Raw genomic sequence first — 10,838 nt, 5'->3', positions numbered from 1 at the left:
TGCGGATGTCGGCCGCCGGTGGCCGGCGGTTGGCCGGACGCACCTTCAGCCCGAAGGCGACATTGTCGAGCACCGTCATGTGACGGAACAGGGCATAGTGCTGGAACACGAAGCCGATGTTGCGCTCTTGCACGGTCTTTTGCGAGGCATCCTCGTCGCCGAAGAAGATCGTGCCGTCGGTCGGGCTTTCGAGACCGGCGACCAGCCGCAACAGCGTCGTCTTGCCCGAGCCGGAGGGGCCGAGCAGCGCGATCAGCTCGCCCGAGCGGATGTCGAGCGAGACATCGTCGAGCGCCGGAAAGCGGCCGAATTCCTTGCGTATGTTCTGAACGCGGACTTCCATGACGATCCGGACCTTTCAATGCCTGCGGCTGGCGGCGATCTCGGCGCTGTAGCGAAGCTCGAGCGCCGTTTTCAAGACGAGGGTGACCAGCGCCAGCAGCGCCAGCAACGTCGCAACCGCAAAGGCGGCGACGAAGTTATATTCATTATAGAGGATTTCCACCTGCAACGGCATGGTGTTGGTCTGGCCACGAATATGGCCCGAGACCACCGACACCGCGCCGAACTCGCCCATGGCGCGGGCGTTGCACAGGAGCACGCCGTAAAGCAGCCCCCATTTGATGTTGGGCAGCGTCACATGCCAGAAGGTCTGCCAGCCGGATGCGCCCAAGGACAGCGCCGCCTCCTCGTCGCTGGTGCCCTGTTCCTGCATCAACGGGATCAGTTCGCGGGCAACGAAGGGGAAGGTGACGAAGACGGTGGCCAGCACCAGCCCCGGCACGGCAAACAGGATCTGGATGCCATGGCTCTGCAGCCACGGGCCGATGAGGCTGTGCGAGCCGAACAGAAGCACGAAGACCAGACCGGAGATCACCGGCGAGACCGAGAACGGCAGGTCGATCAGCGTCGTCAGGAAGGCCTTGCCGATGAACTCGAACTTGGCGATCGCCCAGGCGGCGGCGACGCCGAAGACGAGGTTGAGCGGCACGGCGATGGCGGCGACAATCAGCGTCAGGCGGATGGCGGAGAAGGTCTCGGCATCGCCAAGCGCCGACAGGAACTCGGCCGGTCCCTTGCGCAGCGCCTCGGTAAAGACGGCGGCCAGCGGCAGCAGCAGGAACAAGGCGACGAAGGCAAGCGCTGCAGCGATCAGGCTTAAGCGAGCAAAGCGGCTTTCCGAGGTGGCGGCGCGCACGTGATGGGCGGCTGTAGCGAGATCAGGCGACATAGACATATCTCCGCCGGCTCCAGGCCTGGATCGAGTTGATGACGAGCAGCATGGCAAAGGAGATCACCAGCATCACCGCGGCAATGGCGGTGGCGGCGGGATAATTAAACTCTTCCAGCCGGATGACGATCAAGAGCGGGGCGATCTCGGAGACGTAGGGCAGGTTGCCGGCGATGAAGATCACCGAGCCGTATTCGCCGACGCCGCGGGCAAAGGCGAGCGCAAAGCCGGTCAGCCCAGCCGGCAGCAGTCCCGGCAACAGCACCCGGCGGATCGTCTGGAAGCGGCTGGCGCCGAGCGTGGCGGCGGCCTCCTCCACTTCCTTGTCGATCTCCTCCATGATCGGCTGCACGGTCCGGACGACGAAGGGCAGGCCGACGAAGATCAGCGCGATGACGATGCCGACGGGGGTAAAGGCGATCTTGATGCCAAGTGGGGCCAGCAGCGCGCCGATCCAGCCGTTCGGGGCATACAGTGTCGCCAGCGCAATGCCGGCGACCGCCGTCGGCAGCGCAAAAGGCAGGTCGACCATGGCGTCGATCACCCGCTTGCCGGGGAAACGATAGCGCACCAGCACCCAGGCGAGGATGACGCCGAAGATCAGATTGACGATGGCGGCGACAAAGGCCGTGCCGAAACTGATCCTGAGTGCATTGAGCGTGCGGGTGTCGAGTGCCAGCGTCATGAACTGCGACCAGCCAAGGCCGCTCGAGCGCCAGATCAGGCCCGACAGCGGAATGAGGATGATCAGCACCAGCCAGAATAGCGTGACGCCGAGCGCCAGACCGAACCCCGGAAGCACGCTCGGCTGACGAAACCGCCAGCGCCTGTTGTGGCCATGCTCTCTCAAATCCAACTCACCTCTCATGCCCAAGGCAAAAAACCCAAGCGGTCCTCAATGATCGACCCGGCCGTTTCCAACCAGGCGATCGCCATTCCGATCAAGCTCAAACAAACCCGACGCCTTAGCACCGCCGGTCGGGCAAAACCTATCTGGTCCGCCGCCAACCTTGCTGTTCTTTCGCCCGGCTTGTCGAGTTGGCCGAACACAGCACCACTCCTCAAAACTTCGATTGCGCTTGCCGCCGAAGTCCTCGCGTCAAACTATCAATTTCGCAGGCACCAACAACGCAATTTTTGACTGCCGGGGGCCTCAAAACGAAACTGATTTCGCTGAGAAACGCGTCAAAGGAAACACTCTGCCTCAAGCATTGTTCCACAGCCGATACGGCAATTTCAGTGCACTGATTCAAAGCCGCAGAAAGCTATGCTATAGATTTTATGGATATTGGGTATTCCTTGCTTACCTCATGCCAGTTGCCTTCGCATAATCGCCCCATGAATTGTTTGATAGGAAGACGATCGGCGCACCGCCACTTGGCCCGTGTCGCAAGAGGCTGATACCATGGCAAAAACCTTGATCATCCCCGGTCTTTTCGGCTCGGGCGCGGGGCACTGGCAGCGTCACTGGCTGGACGACCAGCCGCGGGCGACGCTCGTCGAGCAAGATGACTGGGACCATCCGGTGCTCGAGCGGTGGCGTGACGCGCTGGAGCGCACCATTCTCCGTCACGGTGTCGTGGACGTTGTTGCCCACAGCCTGGGCTGCATCCTCGTTGCCAGTCTGGCGCGTCGACCGCTGGCACGGCAGATCAGAAGCGCGCTTCTGGTGGCGCCCTGCGATCTAGACGTGACGGGGCGGCTGCATCCCGGCTCGATCGCGTTCGGCGCCATGCCCGAGCATCCGTTGCCGTTTCCGAGCCTGATCGTCGGCAGCCTCAACGACCCCTATATGTCGTTCGACCGATTGCGGCACATCTCGACCCGCTGGGGCAGCCGGCTCGTCGATCTCGGTCATGCCGGGCACATCAATGTCGCGAGCGGTTTTGGCCGGTGGTCGCGCGGCTACGACCTGCTGACAGTCCTGAATGGCATCGCACGGCGCGAACAGCCCCCGGCGAGCGCTGCACAAATCGCTGAAAACCGGGAGGGTCGCGTCGTCGCTGGCCGATAGATACCGGCGCGGTTTCACCTTCTACGTGCGGCTCGAAACGCAGGGGCGACACAAAGGGCTTGATGTCCGCTGGAAATCGCGTTTTAATAGCGCATAAACTTTATAGAGTATGCCGTATAGGGATGACCATGTGCCGAGGTGCCAGGCCAGCCAGAACAACGGATACCTCCTCGCCGGCCCATGCGGCTGGCGGCACCATCCCCGACACTGCAGATTTGAGCCCCGTCAGCGGCCGATCTCGGTGCTGGGCGATACCCCAAGGTCCGATCCGTGTTCGGGATCGGAACAGCCATGCGTTTCAAACTTTGCCGACTGACCGCAGTCGGGCCACAAGGGAGCTCACATGACTGTCCACGGATTGTTTGCCAAGATTTCGCCCGACAGTGACAGCCCTCGGGAAAAGCCGCGCATTGCCATCATTGGCCGCGGCTTCTCGGGGATCATGATGGCGATCGCGCTGATGAAGTCGGTGCGAACAGCATTTCATGTTCATCTCTTTGACCCGCAACCGACCATCAGTGGCGGGCAGGTCATGGCCGCCGCCCAGAGCGGCGAAATCCTCAATAGCCGCGTGCGCGATCTGTCGGTGGCCGCCGGACAGCCGGAGGATTTCAACGATTGGCTCTGTGCCAACCAGGATTTTCGCTCCGCCGTCTCAGCCGCCATTCCAGGCTTCCAGCAGATCTTCGTACCGAAGAGCATCTTCAGCGACTACGTCTACCAGCGCTTTTCCGAAGCGTTGACGCGGCGGCCGGATATCTCCATGCAGCTCTCCTGCCAGGCGGTGCTGGGCCTGCGAAAGCTGCCATCCGGGCGCTTCCTGGTCCTGCAGGAAGAAGGCTCGATCGAATGCGACGTTGCGGTACTCGCCACCGGATTCGGTATCCGCGCGCTTGAAATGGAGGTTGCGGACGATGAACGTCCCCTGGTGAGAGCGCGGCGTCTGGTGGTGCCGCGCCATGCGGTGCTGCTCGGCAGCGGGGTGCGTGTCGTCGATCGCCTGCTGCAAATGCGCGACAACGGCTATGCCGGCGAGATCTCTGCGCCTGACCTCAAGGCCCCGGTCATTCAGAACCTCTTTGCCGGCGGTCTGGCGCAGCCGGACGAGCTCGGGCTCGGCCTCGCCGTCAGCCCGGCAGGCGAGGTGCTTTCAGACAGCCACCCAACGGCCAACCTCTATGCGATCGGCCCCCTGGGTCTCGGTAGCCTGCCCGATATCGATCTGGTGCCCGAGATCGTCACGCAAACCTATGCTGCCGCCCGATTGATCGCCACGCGCCGCCGGGTGACGCAGAAGTCTGCATAGGAAGAGCCGTGGTTGCCCGTCAGCGGTGGTGCGACCACGGCACCAGCCGCCGCTCGATCCGTCGTGCAACGACTTCAAACAGGAAGGCGACGGCAGCGATCACCACGATGCCGGCTATGACGATGTCGGTGACCAGGAACTGGGCCGCCGATTGGATCATGAAGCCAAGGCCGCGTGTCGCCGCCACGAGCTCGGCGGCAACCAGGGTCGACCAACCGGCGCCGAGCGCAATGCGTGTGCCGGTGAGAATGGATGGCAGCGCGCCCGGCAGGATCACATGCAGCAGCAATTGCCGTCGCGATGCGCCGAAAGCGCGCGCGGCATTAATGTGGTCGGGCGATGCGGATTTCACGCCCGCAGCCGTCGAGAGAATGATCGGCGGCAGCATTGCGAGCGCAATCACGGCGATCTTCGATGCCTCGCCGATACCAAGCCAGATGATGACGAGGGGCAGATAGGCGAGCGGCGGCAGCGGACGCAGAAACTCGACGATCGGATCGAGAATGCCCTTGCCCCAACGGCTGGTGCCGATCGCAAGGCCCGCGGGCACGCCGAGGATGAGCGCGGCACCAAGCGCACCGAAGATACGTGAAAGGCTGGCGGCGATATGCTGGGCGAGTGTCGCGTCGACAAAGCCCGTCAGCGTCAGGCCGCTCAGCGCCCGAAGGACCGCGAGCGGCGATGGCAGGAACAGCGGCGGCACCAGGCCATAGGAGGAAACGAGGCTCCAAAGGCCGACCAGCGCAGCGACGGTTGCTGCTGAAATCCAAAGAACGGGCAGCGTGCGTGGCGGCTTGACCTCGATTTCGCCGCTTGGATCGGGGCGGGTGGACGTCGCTTCCAGGGAAAGGGTCATGCTGCCACACCTTCGTCTTCGGAATGAATGAGACCGGTCAAATCATCGTGCAACCGCTTGAATTCGGCAGCGGCGCGCAGCTCGTTTTGAGGTATTCCGGAGAGATAGTCCCGACCGAAGCTGACCGGAATGATCTTGGCGATCCGGCCCGGGTTCGCGGTCAAGACGACGATGCGCGTCGCTAGCATCAAGGCTTCATCGATGCTGTGTGTGATGAGCAGTGCACCGGCCCGGCTGGCCCGCCACATGTCCAGGAGAAAGCCTTGCATGCGCACACGCGTCAGCGCATCCAATGCGCCGAGCGGCTCGTCCATCAGTAGGAACCGTGGCTGCGAAGCCAGGGCTCTGGCAATGCCGACACGCTGGCGCATGCCGCCGGAAAGCTCCCACACCTTGCGCTCTGCCGCATCCGGCAAACCGACGCGCTCCAGCAGAGACTGTGCTTCCTTCAATCGTTGGTCCTTGCCGACACCCCGCAGGCGCAAAGGGAATGCAACGTTTTCGATCGCGCTCAGCCATGGGTAAAGCGCGTCATCCTGAAAAACGACGGCACGATCGGAACCGGGGCCCGACAACGACCGGCCATCAAGCGAGATCCGGCCGCTGCTTGGCGTCAAAAAGCCGGCCGCCAGATTGAGCAGGCTCGTCTTGCCCGAACCGGATCTGCCGATGACCACGACGAAATCGTCGCCGGCAATCTCCAGACTGATCCGGTCGAGAACCAGCGGTGCTTGCGCTCCCCCTTCGCCAGGGGCGTATCGCAACGAGACATTCTCAAGCGCAAGCACGGACATTGTGCAGTTCCCATAATCTACAACATGGTTCGAAGGATGGGTTGGCGGGGTTCACGCCCACAGTCGTGCCGCCAACCGCTCCCAAGGCAATCCCGCCCTGCTCAGAACGAGAGCTTGGCGGCTTCCTGCGCCCAGCTCGCCGAGACGTAAGGGCCGTAATCGGTCAGAACCGCCGGGATCTTTCCCTGCTCGAGCAGGAAGGCCGACGTTTCTGCAATGGCCTTGGCCGTTGCGCCGCCGAGAAGATCGGATGTTGCCTGCTCCTCCAATGATGGGAAGTAATATCCCTTGAGCAGGGCGGGCACGTCCTCCGGCTTGGCGCCGGTCAAACGAGCGATCTTTTCGGCCTGTTTCGACGTGGCATTCCATGTATCCGGATTGGCCCGATAGTCGGCATAGGCGTCACCGGTGACCTTAACGAACCCGGTGACGATATCCGGATGTTCTTCGGCGAATTTCTTGCTGACGATCCAGGCATCGAAGGTCGGGCCACCCCACTTGGCAACGTCGGCAGAGGTGGCCAAGACGGTCGATGTCTTCTTGATCTCGGACAGCACCGGATCCCAGACATAGGCGCCGTCGATGTCGCCGCGCTGCCAGGCCGCCGCAATTTCCGGCGGGCGCAGGTTGAGGATCTCCACCGATTTCGGATCGATGTTCCAGTGCTTTAGCGCCGTCAGCAGGCTGTAGTGAGCCGTCGACACGAAGGGTGTTGCGATCTTCTTGCCGGCGAGTTCTTCCGGCTTGCTGACGCCCTTGACGGCCAGGGCTTCCGCGTCGCTGATCAGGCCGACGACGAAGATGGTTTCGAACGGCAGTTCCCGGCTGGCCGCAGCTGCGAGCGGCGACGAGCCGACATAGCCGATGTCGATCGAGCCGGATGCAAGCGCCGCGATGACATCGGCGCCGCCGTCGAACTTCTGCCAGTTGATTTTCGCGCCGGTCACCTTCTCATAGGTGCCATCGGCCTGCGGCACGTGCGACGGCTCGACGATCGGCTGATAACCGATGGTCAGTGTGGTGTCCGCGGCCTGGGCCGCAAGCAGTCCCTGCGTCGCCAACACCAGCGCTGCGGTTGATACCAGAAGGGTACGTCTTGCTATTGTCATTGCCTGCTCCTCAACGGTTTACCGATGGCCCCGTCGTGGAGCCTGCGCTGATAATCTCAAAACCCATGGATTTTATAGAGATAAAAAATACCCCGTTTGTGCGACGGGGTATGAAGCCATTCCAAACTTCGGTCGATTGGGCATCATCTTTGCCCGCTCGAACGTGGTCCCCTCCAGTTACGGCAGGAAACTGCCGTAACGGCCGCTGTGGTAGAGGACGGGTTCGCCTGAGCCTGCCGCAATCGCCAGGACCCGTCCCAGGATGATGGCGTGGCTATGACGCTCGATGATCTCCTCGACTTCGCAATCGATCGCGGCAAGTGCCCCATTCAGGGCGGAAGCGCCGCTGACGAGGGTCCGCCAGTCTGCGCCGCCGTAGCGTGCCGCGCCTTTGAGACCACCAAAGCCCGCGAAGCGCTCGGCCACGTGCTGCTGCTGGCTTGCGAGAATGTTGACGCAGAAATGCTGGTAACGCTCGATCACCGGCCAGGTGGATGACGTCCGGTTGATGTTGACGATCATCGTCGGTGGATCGACCGAAAGCGCCGTTGCCGACGTTACCGTCGCGCCTGTGCGATCGTCGCCGATACCGGCGGTGATGACCGAGACGCCGCCCGACAGGTTGCGCATGGCGGATTTCAGTTCCGATGGCGTGATGGGGTTAGGGCGATCGATCGCATGACTTGATGTCGTGAATGCACTGGAAGCGGCGAGAGCGATGTTCATGGCAAAATCCTCGAAAAATTTGACCTGCTTCCCGGTCGTGAAGCCGCGATCCGGGAAAAAATTTTTCCTCTACTCAAAAATGATCGCCGGATTTTTCATTGTCAATAAATTTTATAGAGTTTATCTTTTTTCGACTGCCGGCGCCTGTCTGGCGCCTGCCGTCGATCGTGTCCGAGGAGAATTCGCATGAGCAACACGCCTGACAAAGTCAACGTTCTCTGGTTCCTGCCCACTCACGGCGACAGCCGCTATCTCGGCACATCACGGGGAGGGCGCAATGTCGACCTCAACTATCTGAAACAGGTCGCCCAGGCGGCCGATGCGCTGGGCTACTACGGTGTGTTGATCCCCACTGGCCGCAGTTGCGAGGACAGCTGGGTGGTGGCGTCAGCCCTGGCACCCTTGACCGAGAATCTGCGCTTCCTGATTGCGGTGCGGCCTGGACTGCTTTCACCGATGCTGGCAGCCCGGATGACGGCAACGCTCGACCGGCTTTCCGAGGGACGGCTGCTGATCAACGTGGTGACGGGCGGCGACCCGACGGAAAACAAGGGCGATGGCATCCACCTGTCGCATGGCGAGCGCTACGAAGTCACCGAGGAGTTTCTCAACGTCTACAAATCAGTCCTTCGCGGCGAAGACGTTACTTTCAAGGGAAAACATTTCGATATCGAAGGCGGCAAGCTGCTGTTCCAGTCGGTGCAGACGCCGCATCCGCCGCTCTATTTCGGCGGTTCCTCGGGCAAGGGCCAGGAGGTGGCGGCCAGAACGATCGACAAATATCTGACCTGGGGTGAGCCACCGGAAGATGTCGCCAGAAAGATTGCCGAAGTGCGCGCACTGGCTGAGGCCGAGGGCCGGGAAGTTACATTTGGCATCCGGCTGCATGTGATCGTGCGCGAGACCGCAAAGGAAGCATGGCGGGCGGCCGACGACCTGATACAATATGTCGATGACGAGACGATCGCCGCGGCACAAAAGGTGTTCGAGCGTATGGATTCGGTAGGTCAAAGTCGTATGAGCCGGTTGCATGGCGGCCGGCGCGACAAGCTCGAGGTGGCGCCCAACCTCTGGGCCGGCGTCGGGCTTGTGCGCGGCGGTGCGGGCACCGCCCTTGTCGGTGATCCGGATCAGGTCAAGGCGCGGATGGAAGAGTACCGCGAGATCGGCATCGATACGTTCATCATGTCTGGCTACCCGCACCTGGAGGAGGCCTATCGCTTCGGCGAGCTCGTGCTGCCAAACCTGCCGCTGGGTCACGCGGTTCCCGCGCGCGAAACATCGATCAATACCGGTCCGTTCGGCGAGACCATTGCCGGCGACCACAGGCCCAAGCTAAAGGTGTCGCAATCGTGAAGCGTCGACCCCGCCGACCGGTTGTCGCAATCATCGGCGGTGGCTTCACCGGGGCGGCGGTTGCCGCCAACCTAGCCAAGAACACGACCGGTCAGGCGGTCGATATCATCGTCTTCGAGCCTCGGGGGCGCCTGGGTGCCGGTCTTGCCTACGACACCTCCGATCCGGCGCATCGCATCAACGTACCGGCGGCGCGCATGAGCCTGATACCGGATGAGCCGGACGATTTTCTGCACTGGCTGGCCGCTGAAGGTGAGCCGCGCGACGACCAGGATGCGCTGACCGAAGACGGGAATCTCTACCCTCGGCGCGCGGTCTTCGGCCGCTATGTCGGCGACTTCATCGCACCTTTTCTTCGGAGCGGTCAGGTCCAGCACTGTCACGAACGGGTGGCCCAGATCGTCAGGACGGGCGAGCAATGGCGGATCGCGGCCGATGGAGGAACTGATATCCTGGCCGACATCGCCATCGTTGCCACGACCCACCCGGCACCGTGTGCACCCCGGCACATTGCCAAGGCGCTCGCCAGCCATCCACGTTTCGTCGCCGACTCGACATTGTCAGGCGCCCTATCCGTAATCCGCGGGGAGGATCGCGTCCTCCTGATCGGCAACGGACTGACTTCGGCCGATGTCATCGCCTCGCTCAGACGCAACGGCCACCGAGGGCCGATCACCGCCCTTTCCCGCCGGGGGCTTCGGTCGAGGGGACACGCGACAACGGCGCAGGAGCCATTTGGCGATTTCGTCACCAATCCTTCGCGAACCGCTCGTTCGCTGTTGCGTAGGATACGCCAGGCAGTTCAGGAGGCGCCGACGGCGGGTCATAGCTGGCACGCGGTTTTCGACGCGTTGCGCGCCCAGGGCGGCGAAATCTGGGGAGCGCTATCTATTCCGGAGCGAAAACGACTTGTTCGCCACCTGAGGTCCTATTGGGATGTGCATCGCTTCCGGGTCGCACCGCAGATCGATGCGGTCATCGCGCAAGGACTTGACCGCGGCGACGTCAGGGTTCTTGGCGGATCGGTGAAAGAGATAGCCCGGGCCGGCGAGACCATCACCGCCGAGGTTAGACACCGTCATACCGGCAAGTGCGAGCAGATGACATTTGACGCCTGCGTCGTGACCACCGGCCCGGCGCACACGGCTATCCTCAGGAGCCAGGGTTGGCTGGCCGATATGGCCGATGCTGGCCATTTGCAACTGGATGGGGTGGGCCTCGGCCTTGCCTGCGATGAACAAAGCCGCGCAGCCGACCGCGACGGAAAAAGCGACGACGCGCTTTTCATCGCCGGCCCGCTTGCCCGCGGCACATTCGGCGAGTTGATGGGGCTGCCGCAGGTGAATGATCATGCGATCTTCGTCGCTCATCAGGTCGCGCAGCGTCTCGCAAGCCAGTCCCGGTCGAGGCCTGCGGTGCAAATCGCCTGACACAGAGCAGGCTTTC

General features: G+C 62.4%; 12 protein-coding genes. 5 read left to right on the top strand and 7 right to left on the bottom strand.

All coding sequences use genetic code 11. The annotated features are described in order from the left end of the window. From IB264_RS32205 to cysT, 3 genes are all read right to left on the bottom strand, one after another. Nucleotides 1-343, bottom strand: a 343-nt coding sequence (locus tag IB264_RS32205) for an ATP-binding cassette domain-containing protein (protein ID WP_192435072.1), incomplete at its 3' end; no start/stop codon positions are given. Between the two features lie 15 nt (nucleotides 344-358). Beyond that, nucleotides 359-1,231: a sulfate ABC transporter permease subunit CysW gene (gene cysW, locus IB264_RS32200; RefSeq protein WP_025428467.1), complete on the bottom strand. Its 873-nt coding sequence runs from the start codon at nucleotides 1,229-1,231 to the stop codon at nucleotides 359-361. Continuing rightward, on the bottom strand, nucleotides 1,221-2,087 hold the full coding sequence (gene cysT, locus IB264_RS32195) for a sulfate ABC transporter permease subunit CysT (protein ID WP_225968517.1): 867 nt from the start codon (nucleotides 2,085-2,087) through the stop codon (nucleotides 1,221-1,223). Before cysT ends, cysW begins: the two co-directional genes overlap by 11 nt. A 42-nt stretch (nucleotides 2,088-2,129) precedes the next feature. Here cysT and IB264_RS32190 point away from each other — a divergent pair, with 42 nt between their 5' ends. The 3 genes from IB264_RS32190 to IB264_RS32180 all read left to right on the top strand — a co-directional run bounded on the left by IB264_RS32190 (nucleotide 2,130) and on the right by IB264_RS32180 (nucleotide 4,551). Continuing rightward, on the top strand, nucleotides 2,130-2,372 hold the full coding sequence (locus tag IB264_RS32190) for a hypothetical protein (RefSeq protein ID WP_057208070.1): 243 nt from the start codon (nucleotides 2,130-2,132) through the stop codon (nucleotides 2,370-2,372). A gap of 264 nt (nucleotides 2,373-2,636) precedes the next feature. After that, nucleotides 2,637-3,245 carry an alpha/beta hydrolase gene (locus tag IB264_RS32185; RefSeq protein WP_057208068.1) on the top strand — a complete coding sequence of 203 codons (609 nt, stop codon included), beginning with the start codon at nucleotides 2,637-2,639 and terminating at the stop codon, nucleotides 3,243-3,245. 343 nt (nucleotides 3,246-3,588) lie between these two features. Continuing rightward, nucleotides 3,589-4,551, top strand: a complete 963-nt coding sequence (locus tag IB264_RS32180) for an FAD/NAD(P)-binding protein (protein WP_192435070.1) — start codon at nucleotides 3,589-3,591, stop codon at nucleotides 4,549-4,551. Between the two features lie 19 nt (nucleotides 4,552-4,570). Here the strand turns inward: IB264_RS32180 and IB264_RS32175 are convergent, their stop codons facing one another. The 4 genes from IB264_RS32175 to IB264_RS32160 form a co-directional block, all read right to left on the bottom strand. Beyond that, nucleotides 4,571-5,407, bottom strand: a complete 837-nt coding sequence (locus tag IB264_RS32175; protein ID WP_057208064.1) for an ABC transporter permease subunit — start codon at nucleotides 5,405-5,407, stop codon at nucleotides 4,571-4,573. Next, nucleotides 5,404-6,201: a taurine ABC transporter ATP-binding protein gene (locus IB264_RS32170; RefSeq protein WP_192435068.1), complete on the bottom strand. Its 798-nt coding sequence runs from the start codon at nucleotides 6,199-6,201 to the stop codon at nucleotides 5,404-5,406. The genes IB264_RS32175 and IB264_RS32170 overlap by 4 nt, the downstream gene beginning before the upstream one ends. Nucleotides 6,202-6,302: 101 nt before the next feature. Continuing rightward, nucleotides 6,303-7,310, bottom strand: coding sequence for a taurine ABC transporter substrate-binding protein (gene tauA, locus IB264_RS32165; RefSeq protein WP_025428720.1), 1,008 nt, complete (start codon nucleotides 7,308-7,310; stop codon nucleotides 6,303-6,305). A 177-nt stretch (nucleotides 7,311-7,487) separates the two neighbouring features. Further along, the gene (locus tag IB264_RS32160; RefSeq protein ID WP_057208060.1) at nucleotides 7,488-8,036 is read right to left on the bottom strand and encodes a flavin reductase family protein; all 549 of its coding nucleotides are present in this window, start codon (nucleotides 8,034-8,036) and stop codon (nucleotides 7,488-7,490) included. Nucleotides 8,037-8,222: 186 nt separating this feature from the next. On the opposite strand from IB264_RS32160, the gene ssuD reads away from it, so the two are divergent. Continuing rightward, nucleotides 8,223-9,392 carry an FMNH2-dependent alkanesulfonate monooxygenase gene (ssuD, locus tag IB264_RS32155; RefSeq protein WP_192435066.1) on the top strand — a complete coding sequence of 390 codons (1,170 nt, stop codon included), beginning with the start codon at nucleotides 8,223-8,225 and terminating at the stop codon, nucleotides 9,390-9,392. Continuing rightward, a complete protein-coding gene (locus IB264_RS32150; protein ID WP_309141684.1) occupies nucleotides 9,389-10,822 on the top strand; it encodes an FAD/NAD(P)-binding protein in 1,434 nt (477 codons plus the stop codon). Before ssuD ends, IB264_RS32150 begins: the two co-directional genes overlap by 4 nt. Nucleotides 10,823-10,838: the final 16 nt, after the last annotated feature.

Source organism: Ensifer sp. ENS11 (assembly GCF_014851895.1).
Lineage (GTDB): Bacteria > Pseudomonadota > Alphaproteobacteria > Rhizobiales > Rhizobiaceae > Ensifer > Ensifer canadensis.
Note: the sequence above shows the minus strand (reverse complement) of the source record. Positions and strands in the feature narration are given on the sequence as shown.

Bases quoted from the DNA above. Each gene is read 5' to 3' on its own strand.
- cysW (WP_025428467.1), bottom strand. From the start codon at position 1,231: ATGTCGCCTGATCTCGCTACAGCCGCCCATCACGTGCGCGCCGCCACC.
- IB264_RS32190 (WP_057208070.1), top strand. From the start codon at position 2,130: ATGATCGACCCGGCCGTTTCCAACCAGGCGATCGCCATTCCGATCAAG.
- IB264_RS32185 (WP_057208068.1), top strand. From the start codon at position 2,637: ATGGCAAAAACCTTGATCATCCCCGGTCTTTTCGGCTCGGGCGCGGGG.
- IB264_RS32180 (WP_192435070.1), top strand. From the start codon at position 3,589: ATGACTGTCCACGGATTGTTTGCCAAGATTTCGCCCGACAGTGACAGC.
- IB264_RS32175 (WP_057208064.1), bottom strand. From the start codon at position 5,407: ATGACCCTTTCCCTGGAAGCGACGTCCACCCGCCCCGATCCAAGCGGC.
- IB264_RS32170 (WP_192435068.1), bottom strand. From the start codon at position 6,201: ATGTCCGTGCTTGCGCTTGAGAATGTCTCGTTGCGATACGCCCCTGGC.
- tauA (WP_025428720.1), bottom strand. From the start codon at position 7,310: ATGACAATAGCAAGACGTACCCTTCTGGTATCAACCGCAGCGCTGGTG.
- IB264_RS32160 (WP_057208060.1), bottom strand. From the start codon at position 8,036: ATGAACATCGCTCTCGCCGCTTCCAGTGCATTCACGACATCAAGTCAT.
- ssuD (WP_192435066.1), top strand. From the start codon at position 8,223: ATGAGCAACACGCCTGACAAAGTCAACGTTCTCTGGTTCCTGCCCACT.